Annotated in this window: 12 protein-coding genes; 5 read left to right on the plus strand and 7 right to left on the minus strand. The window is 57.5% G+C overall.

Features of this window, described 5'->3' with window-relative positions; translation table 11 throughout:
• Positions 1 to 67 precede the first annotated feature (67 nt).
• From ligA to smc, 3 genes are read right to left on the minus strand one after another with little or no spacing between them, the layout of a single operon-like run.
• Positions 68 to 2,155 carry an NAD-dependent DNA ligase LigA gene (gene ligA / locus ABWO67_RS04455; protein ID WP_353148100.1) on the minus strand — a complete coding sequence of 696 codons (2,088 nt, stop codon included), beginning with the start codon at positions 2,153 to 2,155 and terminating at the stop codon, positions 68 to 70.
• Positions 2,152 to 3,168 carry a cell division protein ZipA C-terminal FtsZ-binding domain-containing protein gene (locus ABWO67_RS04460; RefSeq protein WP_353148103.1) on the minus strand — a complete coding sequence of 339 codons (1,017 nt, stop codon included), beginning with the start codon at positions 3,166 to 3,168 and terminating at the stop codon, positions 2,152 to 2,154. The genes ligA and ABWO67_RS04460 overlap by 4 nt, the downstream gene beginning before the upstream one ends.
• 43 nt (positions 3,169 to 3,211) lie before the next feature.
• Positions 3,212 to 6,736 carry a chromosome segregation protein SMC gene (gene smc, locus ABWO67_RS04465; RefSeq protein WP_353148175.1) on the minus strand — a complete coding sequence of 1,175 codons (3,525 nt, stop codon included), beginning with the start codon at positions 6,734 to 6,736 and terminating at the stop codon, positions 3,212 to 3,214.
• 259 nt (positions 6,737 to 6,995) lie between these two features.
• On the opposite strand from smc, the gene lplT reads away from it, so the two are divergent.
• Positions 6,996 to 8,303, plus strand: a complete 1,308-nt coding sequence (gene lplT / locus ABWO67_RS04470) for a lysophospholipid transporter LplT (RefSeq protein WP_353148105.1) — start codon at positions 6,996 to 6,998, stop codon at positions 8,301 to 8,303.
• 21 nt (positions 8,304 to 8,324) lie between these two features.
• On the opposite strand, the gene ABWO67_RS04475 is transcribed toward lplT, so the two are convergent.
• Together ABWO67_RS04475 and tsaB are read right to left on the minus strand one after the other, a co-directional pair.
• On the minus strand, positions 8,325 to 9,260 hold the full coding sequence (locus ABWO67_RS04475; protein ID WP_353148108.1) for a uracil-DNA glycosylase: 936 nt from the start codon (positions 9,258 to 9,260) through the stop codon (positions 8,325 to 8,327).
• Positions 9,227 to 10,471: a tRNA (adenosine(37)-N6)-threonylcarbamoyltransferase complex dimerization subunit type 1 TsaB gene (tsaB, locus tag ABWO67_RS04480; RefSeq protein WP_353148111.1), complete on the minus strand. Its 1,245-nt coding sequence runs from the start codon at positions 10,469 to 10,471 to the stop codon at positions 9,227 to 9,229. Before tsaB ends, ABWO67_RS04475 begins: the two co-directional genes overlap by 34 nt.
• Positions 10,472 to 10,731: 260 nt before the next feature.
• Here tsaB and ompR point away from each other — a divergent pair, with 260 nt between their 5' ends.
• The 4 genes from ompR (at position 10,732) to ABWO67_RS04500 (ending at position 14,113) form a co-directional block, all read left to right on the plus strand.
• The gene (ompR, locus tag ABWO67_RS04485) at positions 10,732 to 11,466 is read left to right on the plus strand and encodes an osmolarity response regulator transcription factor OmpR (RefSeq protein ID WP_073106027.1); all 735 of its coding nucleotides are present in this window, start codon (positions 10,732 to 10,734) and stop codon (positions 11,464 to 11,466) included.
• Between the two features lie 33 nt (positions 11,467 to 11,499).
• Positions 11,500 to 12,894 (plus strand): sensor histidine kinase family protein, encoded by a 1,395-nt coding sequence (locus ABWO67_RS04490; protein WP_353148115.1) that lies wholly within the window; start codon positions 11,500 to 11,502, stop codon positions 12,892 to 12,894.
• A 71-nt stretch (positions 12,895 to 12,965) separates the two neighbouring features.
• Positions 12,966 to 13,514 carry a peroxiredoxin gene (locus ABWO67_RS04495; protein ID WP_353148118.1) on the plus strand — a complete coding sequence of 183 codons (549 nt, stop codon included), beginning with the start codon at positions 12,966 to 12,968 and terminating at the stop codon, positions 13,512 to 13,514.
• Positions 13,515 to 13,594: 80 nt separating this feature from the next.
• Positions 13,595 to 14,113 (plus strand): carboxymuconolactone decarboxylase family protein, encoded by a 519-nt coding sequence (locus ABWO67_RS04500; protein WP_353148120.1) that lies wholly within the window; start codon positions 13,595 to 13,597, stop codon positions 14,111 to 14,113.
• 59 nt (positions 14,114 to 14,172) lie between these two features.
• Here the strand turns inward: ABWO67_RS04500 and ispF are convergent, their stop codons facing one another.
• Together ispF and ABWO67_RS04510 are read right to left on the minus strand one after the other, a co-directional pair.
• Entirely contained in the window at positions 14,173 to 14,661 is a 489-nt protein-coding gene (gene ispF, locus ABWO67_RS04505; protein WP_353148123.1) for a 2-C-methyl-D-erythritol 2,4-cyclodiphosphate synthase, read from the minus strand.
• On the minus strand, positions 14,658 to 15,407 hold the full coding sequence (locus ABWO67_RS04510; protein WP_353148126.1) for an IspD/TarI family cytidylyltransferase: 750 nt from the start codon (positions 15,405 to 15,407) through the stop codon (positions 14,658 to 14,660). The genes ispF and ABWO67_RS04510 overlap by 4 nt, the downstream gene beginning before the upstream one ends.
• Between the last annotated feature and the right edge of the window lie 5 nt (positions 15,408 to 15,412).

Raw genomic sequence — 15,412 nt, forward strand, 5'->3', positions numbered from 1 at the left:
GAACTCGTCATAAATACGATGAACCCGTCACAAATACGAGAAAGCCGCAGCAAAAGCGGCTTAACACTCACATATCAAGCAGCGCCTTCAGCCCATCCTCATCAAGCACCGGCACCCCCAGTTCCTGAGCCTTGACCAACTTGCTGCCGGCATCTTCACCCGCCACCACATATGCCGTTTTCTTCGATACCGAGCCGCTTACCTTGCCGCCAGCCGCAAGAATATGGCGGGTAGCTTCATCGCGTGTCCAGGTAGGCATTGTTCCTGTCAAAACCAAGGTCTTTCCCGCCAAACGCTGCCTGCCTTCCGTTGCGACCACCTCGGCCTTGGCATGCACACCGGCGCGCGCCAACGCGGCAATGACCTCGCGATTATGCGCTTCCGCGAAAAACCTGACGATAGAACCCGCCACTACTGGCCCTACCTCGTTCACAGCCAGCAATGATTCTTCATCAGCCTGCACGACTGCATCCACCGTGCCGAAATGACGCGCCAGATCACGGGCGGTCGTTTCCCCTACATGACGGATACCCAGGGCATACAACAAGCGACCGAGCTCCGGTGTACGCGCCTGGTCCAGTGCCGCCACCAGGTTCTCTGCGGATTTTCGACCCATACGCTCGTAACCGATCAACTCAAGCACGTTTAGCGTAAATAAATCCGCCAATGACTTGATCCGCCCGCTTTCCACCAGTTGATCCACCAGCTTCTCGCCCAGGCCTTCGATATCAAGTGCCTTGCGGCCTGCAGCATGAATAATGCTTTGCTTGCGTTGGGCCGCGCAAAACAAGCCGCCGGAACATCGCGAAATAGCCTCGTCCTCGAGCCGCTCTACTGCCGACCCGCATACAGGACAATTCGCGGGTGTGATATATAAGCTGGTGCCTTCAGGCCGCAATTCCAACACAGGCCCAACCACTTCGGGAATGACGTCACCAGCCCGGCGTACGATGACTGTATCGCCCACCCGTACATCCTTGCGACGGATTTCATCTTCGTTGTGCAATGTGGCATTGGTAACCGTTACGCCGCCCACAAAAACGGGCTTGAGCCGAGCCACCGGCGTAATGGCGCCTGTGCGCCCCACCTGCACCTCTATGCCCAATAGTGTCGTCGTTTCTTCCTGAGCCGGAAACTTATGCGCAACGGCAAAACGCGGCGCACGCGCTACATAGCCCAGAACATCCTGGGCCGCCAGCGAATTCACCTTATAGACGACACCGTCAATATCAAACGGAAGTTGCGCGCGCTCGCTGCCTGTTTCAGCATAAAACGCTAACAATCCATCTGCGCCCTTTACCACTTGGCGGGCGCCATTGACCGGCAAGCCGAATTCCTCGAACCAATCCAGCATTTGCGCATGTGTCGGCCGCGGCATCGAAGGCAAGCCGGACTCCTGCTGGAAAAAATCAGTTTGCCCATCGTGCCGGATGCGGATTTCACCCCAACCATAGGCAAAGAAACGCAGCGGCCTCTGCTTGGTAATATTGGGATCAAGTTGACGCAGACTGCCCGCGGCAGCATTACGAGGATTCACAAAAATCTTTTCGCGACGGCGCTGCTGGGCCTGGTTCAACGCATCGAAATCGCTACGGTTCATCAGCACTTCGCCACGAACTTCCAGCACCTCGGGCGCATCGCCCCTTAAGCGCAACGGTACAGACCGAAGGGTACGGATATTACTGGTGATGTCTTCACCCGTTTGCCCATCGCCCCGGGTGGCCGCCTGGACCAGGCGCCCTTGTTCATAGCGCAGGCTGACCGCCAGGCCATCAAACTTAAGCTCTGCCACGTACTCGACTTGGCTATCGGTAGCCAAGCCAGCCCCGCGCAGCGTATCGGCCACCCGTTTATCAAATGCCACGACATCTTCAGGATCGAAGGCATTGCCCAGCGAGCGCATGGGCACCGCGTGTCGAACGCTTTTAAAGGCACCTGACGGCGCGCCCCCGACGCGCTGTGTCGGAGATTCTGGCGTAATCAGATCAGGATGTGACGCTTCCAGAGCCATAAGCTCTTGCATCAAGCGGTCGTACTCGGCGTCTGAAACGATAGGCGCGTCTTTTACATAATACTGATGATTATGCCGCTCGATTTCGGAGCGCAGAACGTCCAGCCGCTGCGCAACCGATCCGGCATGTGAACCAGTAGTCACGAAAATACCCTTACCGCCCGTTCAGTACCAGCCTCAAAACCTGCTTGGCCAAGCCGTGCGTATAAATCAAGAAGCTGTGCATCGATGGCATGATCGGTACCGTCGGGCAGCGGCCGACCCTGGTCATCGAGCAACACGGCGTTCAAGCGGCCTGCCAGGTCTCGGCCCACGCTCGCCATGCGGCTGAAAGCTTGTTCATCGGAGGGGCTATTAGGCAAATCCAGTAGCAAATCGATGCGATCCACACCTGCCGACTGCACGTCCTGAACAGGAACCCCATCGAACATGACTGTAAACCGGGGAATCCCAGTGTCAGCCATCCATGCTAACTGTGTGCCATAGGGCAAGAAACCCACCTCTTTAAGCACACGGGCGGCCTCGCTGACAGGCAGCGTCCCTTGCAATCTTAGTGTCAGGCCAACTTGCGCATCCAGTCCGGCGCATAGCGCGTCAAGCTGCTTGGCGTGCTGCATGACCTGTTCTTGCTCGGGGGCCTCGATGACGCCGTCAAAACGCTCTGCCAACCGTTGCGCCATAGACCACAAATGGGACCATTCAATATCCGTAAGCGGCCCGCTGCGATTAGCCAGCAATACCGACAACTGCATGGATACATAGTTTTCATTGGGCCGCAGGCGTGCCCGATGGCCGCCGCCCTCGCGTTCCGCAAAGATGCGCACGGGCTTGTTGCCCGCAGTATGTACGGACTGCACAGCGGCATGCAAAAGCTCTGAAGCCACAGGTTGCGCAAAACTGATGTCGATAACAACTTCAGAGCCGGGATCCACTTCGGCCGGATCATCCGCCGCCAACTCTTCCTCGGGATCGCGCAAGCCGAAACCCGGCTCACGCCTGCCGGGGGGTGCGGTCCCCATCAACGGGTCATGTTCCCGCTCGGGGAAGTGCTCTTGCATTTTTTGCCGTATGCGCCTGTCTTGCCACCAATTAAATAGCAGCACGACCAGGATCAATACAACGCCCAGCAGAATTAAACCGATTTGCAAATCACTCATTGTCAGTCCGCCGTATCACCAAATATTTATGCATAGTTTTTAATCAAACTTCGGCCAGCTGCAGGGCCGAGTCAATATCTACCGCCACAATGCGCGATACACCTTGTTCCTGCATGGTAACGCCTACGAGTTGCTTCGCCATCTGCATGGCAATTTTATTGTGAGAAATAAATAAAAACTGAGTCTGCTCGCTCATGTTGCTGACCAAATTGGCATACCGCTCGGTGTTTGCATCGTCAAGCGGCGCGTCGACCTCGTCGAGCAGGCAAAATGGAGCGGGATTCAACTTGAACAAGGCAAATACCAACGCAGTCGCAGTAAGCGCCTTTTCACCACCGGACAATAAGTGGATGGTGCTGTTGCGCTTGCCAGGCGGCTGGGCCATGACCTGCACGCCGGCATCAAGAATTTCGTCGCCAGTAATGGAAAGCTTGGCTTCGCCGCCCCCGAAAAGACGCGGAAACAGCTCACCGAAGTGGCCATTGACCTTATCGAACGTATCTTGCAATAGCTCACGCGTCTCGCGGTCTATTTTCCGAATGGCATCTTCCAGGGTTTCAATCGCTGTAGTCAGGTCCAGATGTTGTGCATCCAGAAAACCCTTGCGTTCCCGGGCGGTATTCAGTTCATCGAGCGCTGCCAAGTTGACTGACCCTAGTCCGTCGACCACGCGTGAAATTCGTTGCACTTCGGATTGCAGCCAATTTGCCCGCTGCCATTCATCAGGCTGCTCGGACAATAGTTGGCGCATCGCGTCGCGATCCACCTCGTGGGCATCCAGTTGCTCGGCGAACTGCTCTACCGCCAGGCGCGCCGCCTGCTCTTGCAGCTGTAATTCCATAATGCGGGCGCGACGTGGTTCAAGAGAGCGCTCCAGCGAGAGGCGCTCGTCATCGGCGCCTCGCAATAAGGCAGCCAGGTTATCCAGTTCAATACGCGCAAGATTCAGCGCTTCTTCACGTTCGGCACGAAGTTCCAGCGCATCTTGCAAGCCCGCCTGCGATGCAGATGCATCCAGTTCGAATAGTTCGCCCTGCAAGCCGTCCAATTCCGATCCGGCTCGGCCCGCCTGATCGGCAGCCAATTGCCAATTGCGTTTGAGCTCGGCGATGCGCGCCTGCAAGGTACGCTCGGCATACTCGGATTCATGTACGGTGCGCTCCAGATCGCGCAAATGCTGGCGCGCCTTTTCCGCTTGCAATGCCAGCTCTTCCCCCGAAATTTCGGCATCGGAAAATTGGGTTTGATGCTCGCCCAGACGGATATCGAACTCTTCGAAGCGCACTTCCGCTTCTTCTTTGCTTGCCAAGAGCTCTTCCGCCTGGAGCGCAATGTCAGCGAGATCTTCCCGAATACGTGCCGCACGCTCGCCGGACTGTTCAGCTTGCTGTTGCAAACGCGAGTGCTCTAGCTGGACGTCATGCAGACGCCGGGTCAGTTCCGATACCCGCATACGCGCCGGAGCCAACGCTTGGGAAACATGCTGCCAGGCAGATTCAGCGCGGCTTACGCCCGCCAGCGCCTGATCAGCAATCATTTGCCGGCCTTTCACTTCACGCTGCAGGTTCTCGATTTCTTGCTGCCGAGCCAACAAGCCCGCCTGCTCGGAATCGGGTGCGTAAAAACGTACGCTATGGGCGTCCACCACATGCCCTTCCTTAACGACGTAAAGGCCGCCAGGAGGCAGTTCGCCACGTTGGGACAGCGCCTTGGTCACGTCGGGGCAAACATAGACGTCTTGCAGCCAGTCGTTGAGCAAAGTGCGAAGATCGGGATCGGTAAGGCGTAGCAGCGCGCTCAATGGGCTCAGGCCGGGTGCCGGCGCACTGGCTGCTGCCGCAGGCGGGACCTGGTAAAACGCCAGCCGAGCCGGTGGCGCATCATTGACGAACGCACGGGCATGATCTAGCTGGCGGACCTCAAGCCCTGCCATACGCTCGCGAAGAACGGCTTCCAGCGCCGTTTCCCAGCCTGCATCGATATGCAGCTTTTGCCACAAGCGGCCTAAACGGGATAATTCGTGGCGAGCGAGCCATGGCTCCAGCGCGCCTTGCTTTTGCACGTCTTCTTGCAATTTGCTCAAGGCAGCCAGGCGCGCGTCCAGCCGTGACACCGCCTGCGACTCTTCCTGCGATGCGGCCTGCGCCTTACGGCGCTGCTCATCCAATTCAGGCAACTGGTCTTCCAGTTCGACCAGCTGACCCTGGGCTTCTTGCAGTTGTTCTTCCATGGCGGCGCTATCGCCGGCCAGACGGGCGATATTTTCCGGGTCTGGCGCATTCAGGCTACGCAATTCCTGTTCCAATCGCTCTTTACGCAATTCCAGTGCCTGCATCTGGCGATCCGCATCGCGCTGGGCCTGGGCGACCAGCGCCAATTCTTGTTCGACACGAGCCAGAACAGCGCGCATTTCATCGCGCGAGGCCGCAGCCAGCCGCAGTTTGCTCTCGACATCGGGCAAATGAGCCTGTGCGTCTTCGACGCTGGCGCGAGACTCTTCGGTGCGTGCGGTGGCGGCTTCCAGATCAGCCTCGGCCTGGGCTATTTGCTCGGTACAATGCGCTTGCTGATCGGCCCATTCCTGCATTTGCTCTTGCAATTGCGTCCGGCGGGACTGCACGCGATTGCGGGAATCCACCACATGGCGGATCTCTGCTTCCAATCGGCTGACCTGCGCCCCCGCCTCGAATAACAAGCCTTGCGCGGCATGCACCGCATCGCCCGCTGCATAATGCGCCTGACGCCGCGACTCTAGTGCCGACTCGCCAGCCCGCAGGCTGGCCGTGGCCGCCTCAAGCTCAGTCTGCGCCTGTTCTATGGCCAAAAATTTGCTTTGCTGATCTTGCCGCGCGTTGCTTTCTTTCAGCAACCAAAGGGCATGTTGTTTCAGTTCGCCCTCTTCCTGCAAGCCACGGTACTGGCGCGCAACTTCAGCCTGCGCCTCCAGCTTCTCAAGCTGGGTGGTCAGTTCTCGCAGAATATCTTCGACACGGGTCAGGTTTTCACGGGTATCGCCCAGACGACTTTCTGTCTCGCGGCGCCGTTCTTTATAGCGCGAGACGCCGGCAGCCTCTTCGAGGTATACACGCAGCTCTTCGGGACGCGCTTCGATCAGGCGGTTGATCATGCCCTGTCCGATAATGGCGTATCCCCGCGACCCCAGCCCCGTACCTAGAAAAATATCGTGGATATCGCGCCGACGCACCTGCTGACCGTTGACGTAATAGCTGCTGGCGCCATCGCGGGTCAGCACACGCCTTACAGCGATTTCCGCGTAAGTGCTCCATTGCCCGACGGCGCGGCCTTCGGTATTATCAAAAACCAGCTCGACCGACGCCCGGGCCGCCGGTTTGCGATGACCCGAGCCATTGAAAATGACGTCTTGCATGGATTCACCACGCAATTCCGAAGCCTTGGTTTCGCCCAACACCCAGCGAACGGCATCGATAATATTGGACTTGCCGCAACCATTGGGTCCGACCACGCCAACCAATTGGCTGGGCGTGGGTATTACTGTCGGCTCGACAAAGGATTTGAAACCGGCAAGTTTTATTTGGGTAAGACGCACAATAAGCGAGCAATAAAAAGGAAATAGCGCGACACGCCAAGCGTGCAAACGCGGCTACCAAAATGGCCCGGAAACCGGGCCTGACATTCTCACCTGCAATCGTCTCGTATGATAACGCACACTATGGGAGAATCGGGTCCCGGAAACAAATGCGCTATGATTTTCCGTTTGCACTGCGGCCCAAAGCTATACTCGTAGACATTTTTCGCAATCCGGCTGCCCCCTGGCTTTCCACTAACCATTCAATCGAGACTACACGTTGAAAAAAGGCTTTTATCTGGTCATGATAGCCCAGGCGCTTTCATCCGTGGCAGACAATGCGTTGCTTATTGCCGCCATAGCGCTCATAGCCGATTTACAAGGCCCCGACTGGATGGCCCCCATGATGAAATGGTGGTTTGCCCTGGCTTATGTCGCCCTTGCCGCCTTTGTCGGCGCCTTTGCCGATGCGTTCCCAAAAGGCAGGGTCATGTTCGCCACCAACGCGGTCAAGGTCTCTGGCTGCCTGCTGATGTTCAGTTGCCAAAGTCTTGGGCTGGACGATCAAGGGCAACTATTCATGGTGTTTTGCGCTTATACGCTGGTGGGCATCGGTGCCGCTGCGTACTCGCCTGCGAAGTATGGCATTGTCACCGAAATGTTGCCCCCAGAACTTTTGGTAAAAGGCAATAGCTGGATAGAAGGCCTGACCGTCTTATCGATCATTGCGGGCACCGTCCTGGGCGGCATACTCATCAATCCGGCAGTCTCGGATGTATTACTGTCCCATCTATGGATCAGTGCTTTGGTGCAGACACGCACAGAAGCCGCCATTCTTGTCATTGGCATGGTGTACTTGCTGGCGGCAACCACCAACTTGCTGATACCGCGCACCAATGTGCGCTACCCCAAGCAGCAAACCAACCCCGCCCGCCTGGTCTGTGACTTCATGGGCTATGTAAAAATACTTTGGCACGACAAGCTAGGCCAGATATCCCTGGCAGTCACCACATTGTTCTGGGGCGCGGGAGCTACGCTGCAATTCATTGTCATCGAATGGGGTGCGCGGCACCTGGGCTACCGTCTGGATCAGGCTTCGGTACTGATGGGCGTCGCCGCCGCAGGCACCGTTGCAGGTTCTATTCTGGCAGGCCGAGTACCACTAAAGCGCGCCTTGTCGGTGCTGCCCGTCGGCATCATCATGGGCTTCGCCGTCATGCTTATGCCGCTGGTCACAGAAGCCTGGGCGGTCTATACCGTCTTGCTGCTCATAGGCGGCTTATCGGGCTTCTTTGTCGTCCCAATGAATGCGATGCTGCAGCACCGCGGACACGTACTGCTTTCAGCCGGCCATTCCATTGCGGTGCAAAATTTCAACGAACAACTGAACATCCTGCTGATGTTGGCGCTTTATAGCCTGATGCTATGGCTTAACCTGTCCATCAACGCGATTATCATCATCTTTGGTTTGTCCGTATCGGCTTTGATGGTGGTCTTCATACACTGGAATAAGCTCAATCACCGTGCTAACCCGGGCCTGGAAAACACCATAGGCCAGCACGGCCACGGCCAGGCCCTCAAGCACTAAGAAAATGCAGCGGCGGGCCTGCTAATCCTGCAACATGGTGCGGGCAAGATTAAGATCTTGCCAGGCATCGGCCTTATGCTGCGGACGAAGCAATAACGACGCAGGATGGTAAGTGGCCACTAGCGGAATGTCTTGCCCCGCTTCGGTCTGCAGGTGGTGAACCTGACCGCGCAATTGATCCAGTTCGGTTTCGACGCCCAGCAGTGCCTGCGCCGCCAGATTACCCAAAGCCAGAATACGACGCGGCTTCAAGATCGCAATCTGGCGCTGTAGATAGGGCAGGCAGGCGGCGATCTCTGCCGGCTTGGGGGTGCGATTGCCCAGCGGCCTGCATTTGATCAAATTGGTCAAAAACACTGCCGAGTCCGGAAGAACGCCGATAGAAGCCAGCATTGCTTGCAACAACACGCCCGGCCGCCCTTGTAGCGGCAAGCCAACCTTGTCGTCGAGCTCGCCCGGCGCTTCCCCAATGACCATCCACTCTGGTGCCTGCACGGCGCCTGTGCCGAATACGGTCTGACTACGCCCCGCGTGGAGGTCACATGCCTGGCAAGCGGCGACATAGTCAGCCAGCGCATCCCAATCGTCCGGCATGGCTTCCGCCCGAACCGGCGTGTCGACCACTGTACTTTTTCCTTTGGCGCCTGCTGCGAGCCGCCCCGCGCCGGCACCCGGCTGCCGCTGGGCCAATACAGCGGCAACGTGCGTCAACCCCTGGGCCGCGTCCGCAGCAGCGGCTGGTGCCTCTGGACGAGGCTCAGGCGCAGATTCCGCCTGCCCCTGGAGCGCCGCCACTTGCGGCTTGGGAAAAGGCCCGCTCCCTGTCGCATAGCGAGCGAGCATACGTTTATCAATGCCAATTTCCTGCAACCAGGTAATTTGCAGCGCCGTCAGTTCAGGCGCCTTGGGCAGCAAGGTTTCCGTCATGTCGAACCCAGCTTTTTTTCCATTACGCAAGCATCTTCCCTTTTGCCATCGCTGCCCGGGTAGTAATCTTTGCGGACAGCAAGCTGCGCAAACCCGTGCCGCTGATAAAAACCAAGCGCGTTGATGTTGGATGGCCTGACTTCAAGCACAACCGCAGGCAAGCCGCGCGAACGGGCCTCGCTTTCGCAATGCCGCAGCATCAACGTACCGATGCCTTGTTTCTGGCAGGATGGCGCCACGGCTATCACCAGCAAATGGGCCACATCCGGCGCAAACATGACCATGCTAAAACCAACCACACGGCCCGACTGCCGCACCACCCAAGCCCCATAGCCGGCATTCAACCCATCGGCGAAATTACCGCGCGTCCAGGGGAATGCCTGTACCGATTGCTCGATATCGGCCACCTCGTCCAGATGCTCCGGCAACATTTTCACGACAGAGATGCCCGGTTCGGGCGCTTTGGGATTGCCGCCGAGGCCCCGCTCGCGCTCTAGTGTCGTGTATGCCACCTTATCCCGCACATACAAAGGCGCCGCCAGCTCGGGAGCAATGGCGGCCCCCGTATGCCAACCAATCAAAGCCAAACGGGCAATGGTTTCCGCATCCGGCCGCAATGGCTCGCCCAGTTCCACCCGCGCACCGCCGACCTCAACTTGCGACAGTGCGGGATATGCCAGCAAAGCGTCCCCCGTCAGACGAACCGTGAGTCCGTTGCCATAGGCAGCCTGCCAGCCTGGCAGCGCTTGCTGAAGCCACCGGCCGACATGCCCGGCGCTCAGCAAAACAGGATCCTGCAGTTCCCGCCAGCCAGATGCGGCATCCCCGTCCGCCACATAAGCGGCAAGATAGACTTCGCCCATGCGGGCATCCTGCACCACCACAGAAAGAGGCGCTGCCGCGACTGCCGCGTCATGACCCCGCACGGCCACGGCCAGCAAGGAAACGATAGGGATCACGGGAATATCCAAGGCGAATGCCATGCCCTGGGCCACGCCGCAAGCAACGCGCAAGCCGGTAAATCCGCCAGGCCCCTGCCCAAAAGCCACTGCGGCCAATTCGGACCGCGCTATGCCGGCCTGAGCCAGCAAGTCGTCAGCCATCGGCAGCAGGCGTTCAGCGTGCTCGCCGGTAGCGTCATGCTCCGCGGTACGGACATTCAACAGGCCATCGGCCTGGGTCAACAATGCCACGCCGCATAAGCTGGACGAGGTCTCAAGCGCAAGAATATGTAGAGTCATGCCATCATTTTAAACGCCGCAGCACAATCGTTGGGCACGCCGACAGTAGCGTAAGGCATTCGGCGGGCAGACAGCTGCATTTTCCAGTCTTAGACTAGTATCACAATATGCTACTTAAGGCTAGAATAGGCTATTAGTGTTAACTGCTGAGATGTGAAAGTTTGGCGGAAATTGTTAAGGCATTTTCAACCAAACACTTAATGTGTAATATCTTGCTACGAGGCCTATACGGGCAAACTCAGCCCTGTTACATTTTCCCCATGAACACACAAAACCAATCTCTCTCTCGCAAAATTCTCGTCGTGGACGACGATCCCCGACTGCGCGATCTCTTGCGCCGGTATTTGTCGGAACAAGGTTTTAATGTTTTCGTAGCCGAAGACGCCAAAGAAATGGGCAAGCTATGGCAGCGCGAACATTTTGACTTGCTCGTGCTTGATCTCATGCTGCCTGGTGAAGACGGGCTTTCGATCTGCCGGCGCCTTCGCGGCGGCCATGACAACACACCAATCATCATTCTTACTGCCAAGGCAGAAGAGATCGACCGTATCGTCGGTCTGGAAATGGGCGCCGACGACTATCTGTCCAAGCCATTCAACCCTCGCGAACTTCTTGCCCGTGTCAACGCCATCCTGCGTCGCCGCGGGACCGAAGAACACCCCGGTGCGCCAAGCCAGGAAAACGAATCCATCGAATTCGGCCCCTATGTGCTGAACCTTTCCACGCGTACGCTTACCCGCAATAACGAACAAGTACCCATCACTACCGGCGAATTCTCCGTCCTTAAAGTGTTTGCGCGCCATCCGAAAATTCCGCTCTCGCGCGACAAGCTCATGGAACTTGCCCGCGGACGCGAATACGAAGCTTTCGATCGCAGTCTCGACGTTCAAATTTCACGTTTGCGCAAACTGGTAGAACCCAATCCTTCAAAACCTGTTTTCATCCAGACAGTGTGGGGCTTGGGTTATGTTTTTGTTCCTGATGGCGGGCATTAACCCAAAGCAGGCATGACCACGCAGGAAGGGGTTATGGCTGTTTTACCCAAACAAAGACCAAAAAACAATTCGCGCTTCCGCCTTGGCCTGTTCAGCCGCTCATTCCTGCTTCTGGCAGGATTGATGCTGGTCAGCCTGGGCGCGTGGCTGCAGGTTTTCTTCAGCATGGAAGAAGGTCCGCGCGCCACGCAAATGGCGCAACGGGTAACCACCGCAGTCAGTATTACGCGCTCTGCCCTGGTCTATGCGCCGCGCAGCGTAAGACCTGCCCTGCTACTGGACTTGGCCACCAAGGAAAGCCTGCGCGTGCAGCCGCGCGAAGAAACCGACGTCCTGGAACCGCTGCCCAATTCCAACTACTGGAATCACGTTGCTGCTGAAATCAAAGACCGGCTGGGTTCCAACACCCACGTCATGTGGTCGGTCAACCAAGCTGCCGGCGTCTGGGTAAGCTTCGAAATCAATAATGATCAATACTGGCTGGTTTTCGACCGCGAGCAACTCGGCCTGACCGCCGGCGTCGAATGGTTCGGATGGGGCGCCACGGCGCTGTTGCTGGCCCTCATCGGCGCAGCGGTCAGCGTCCGCTTCGTGAACCGTCCACTGGCTCAATTGGCCAAAGTGGCGCAACAGGTTGCGCGCGGCGAAACGCCTTCGCCCCTGCCGGAAAAAGGGCCTGCTGAAATCCGCGACATGAACATTGCCTTCAATCGCATGGCGCGCGACATTCGCCAAACCGAAACTGACCGCGAAATTATGTTGGCGGGCATATCCCACGACTTGCGCACGCCGCTGGCCCGCATGCGCCTGGAAATAGAAATGAGCAATGTTACCGACGAGGCCCGCCAAGCCATCGACGAAGACCTGGGCCAAATCGACCACAGCATCGGCCAGCTCATGGAGTACGCACGGCCCGCGGCCGCCGTACCAGAACAAGGGATTGATGTGTCCTCGGTGCTGCGCGATTTGTATGAACGCGAACGCAGCCATACGGAATCTCTGGGCGGCATACTTACTGCCTCTATCGAACCCAATCTCTACGCCAAGATCAGCGCTCACGATCTTAAACGCATCGTCAGCAACCTGATAGAAAACGCCCGCCGCTATGGCCGAACGCCCACCGATGGCCGCGCCCATATCGAACTGGCTGCCAGACAACAAGGCAACATCCTGGCGATCGAAGTCAAAGATCACGGCACAGGCATTGCGCATTCCGATATACAGCGTCTGTTGCGGCCGTTCTCGCGTGGCGAATCGGCCCGTACCGGCGTAAGCGGAGCTGGCCTGGGCCTGGCCATCGTCGAACGTCTTCTGGGGCAGGTAGGCGGCCAACTAGAGCTGATTTCCCACCCGCCAGCCGGTCTGGTGGCGCGCATCGAAATACCTAAGGTTCGCGTTAGGAATTTTCAATTAGACACTAACACCTAATAGCGTAAAATTTGACCATCAGCGGCGTACGCATGCGTGTGCCTGTTTAGGACTCACTATTAGGAGCTCAGATGAAAACAGTAGGCGATAAACTCGAACCCTTCAAGGTTGCCGGCGTCAAGCCAGGATTCAATCAACATGAAGAAAACGGAGTGTCTGCATTCGAAGAGATCACCGAAAGTTCGTTTCCAGGCAAGTGGAAAGTCATTTATTTCTACCCTAAAGACTTTACTTTCGTGTGCCCCACGGAAATTGTCGGCTTCAACAATCTGGTCGATGACTTCGCCGACCGGGATGCCATTCTCATGGGCGGCTCAGTCGACAACGAATTCGTCAAGCTAGCCTGGCGCCGCGAACATACCGACCTCAGCAAGCTAGGCCACTATCAATTCGGCGACACCGCTGGCGCCCTTATTGACCAATTAGGCGTACGTGAAAAATCGGAAGGTGTCGCCCTTCGCGCCACCTTTATCGTCGATCCGGACAATGTGATTCAGCACGTTTCCGTCAACAATTTGAATGTCGGACGCAACCCGGAAGAAATCCTGCGCGTGCTCGATGGCCTGCAAACCGATGAACTCTGCCCCTGCAATCGCAAGGTAGGCGGCGATACGCTATAAACCGGCTCTTGGCACAAGCATTACCGTTTCAAGGCCCGGTCTTTTCCGGGCTTTTTTAATTCTACAAACAGGGTAACGCCATGGAATTCCTACCTAGCATAAAGGCTATGATCCCCGATTGGGCGAAAGACATTCGCCTGAATCTTGACGGCGCCATTGCCCGCTCCAGCCTGAAACCCGAAGATGCTGTTGGCGTCGCCTTGGCAGCAGCTTACGCGGCGCGCAACCCGACCCTGATCGCTGCATTCAAAACTGGCTTATCCGATGCCGACGTAACGGGTGTCTTGACCGCAGCGGCACTCATGGGCATGAACAACACCTATTATCCCTACGTAGAAATGTCGGGCGATGCGCAACTGAAAACGCTGCCCGCTCAACTTCGCATGAACGCCTATGCAACCCACGGCGGCATCGACGAGGCCCGCTTCGAACTCTTTGCCTTGGCCGCCTCAATCGTGGGGAAATGCCATTTCTGTGTCAGTTCGCACTACGGCAACTTGAAAAAGGCGGGCTACGCGTCTGAGCAATTACGCGACGTGGGCCGCATTGCCTCGGTAGTCAACGCGGCTTCGCTGGTGCTTGTTGCCGAAGGAAAATAAGCAGAAGTGGGGCACGACCCCCATTCGGGCTCAGACCATCCGCTGCAATACGAAGCTATCTACACTGTGGTCAACAATGCCACGACTGTCGCCGATATGCCTTCCTTGCGCCCTAGGTAACCCAGGCCCTCGTTGGTCTTGGCCTTGATATTGACATCTTGCGGCGACACAGCCAGATCGGCAGCGATATTGGCGGCCATACCAACTGCGTGAGGCCCTATTTTCGGGGCCTGAGCATGCACCGTTGCATCCACGTTCACCACCCTCCAGCCGGCATCCGTCACCTTCTTCATTGCCGCCCGCAACAAAACCCGACTATCGGCCCCTTTGTAATCCGGATCGGTATCCGGAAAATGCCGGCCGATGTCGCCCAGGCCTGCAGCGCCCAAAATAGCGTCCGTTACCGCATGCAGCAGTACGTCGGCATCTGAATGCCCCAGCAAGCCATGCGTATGCGGAATGACGACCCCGCCAATAATCAATGGCCGGCCTTCGACCAAAGCATGCACGTCGAAACCCTGCCCGATGCGGAACGGGAAATTATTCACAACCACTTCTCCATTAATTCGAAATCTTCTGGCCAGGTCACTTTGAAATTACGCACCGAGCCTGGAATCAGGCAAGGCGAATAGCCGGCAAGCTCCATAGCCGACGCCTCATCGGTAAGCACCGCATTGGATGCCCCCGCCATCAGCAAAGCCTGCTGCAGGCGGCCTGCCTGGAACATTTGCGGCGTTTGCGCCAGCCATAGCCGCTCGCGCGCAACCGACCTCCCCACCGACGCACACATTGCAGTCGATTCCTGCGCTTGCTTCACGGTATCGGCCACGGGCTGCGCAAGCAAGCCACCAACACCCAAATCCAGACAGTTATCGATAAGACGTCTCAAGGCCTGCAGCGGCAGACCCGGCCGCGCAGCGTCATGAACCAGCACCCAGTCGTCGTCATCCAGCCCCGCATCCAGCAAAGCAGCTGTCACGGTCTCGGCCCTGCTGGGCCCGCCGCAGGGCCGCCATACGGTTCTGGGCAGGCCGGTAAGCGCCTGCGCAGCCCACTGATCATGCGCGGCCACCGCCACCCTGACTTGAGCGATCCGTTCGTCAGCCAGCAAGGCTTTGACGGCCCAGCGCAGCATAGGCTCGCCATTCAGCATGCGGTACTGCTTGGGTAAAGGGCGCGCCGGGCTGACAGCCCCAAGCAACGCGCAGCCGCCGTCAGCCAAGGTAGAATCGGCATCCACGGCACGCGTGCCGATGCCGGCCGCGGGAACAATTGCAATCAGTTTCTTGTGCATACGAA

The sequence above is a fragment of the Pollutimonas bauzanensis genome (genome assembly GCF_040393045.1).
Taxonomy (GTDB): domain Bacteria; phylum Pseudomonadota; class Gammaproteobacteria; order Burkholderiales; family Burkholderiaceae_B; genus Pollutimonas; species Pollutimonas bauzanensis_A.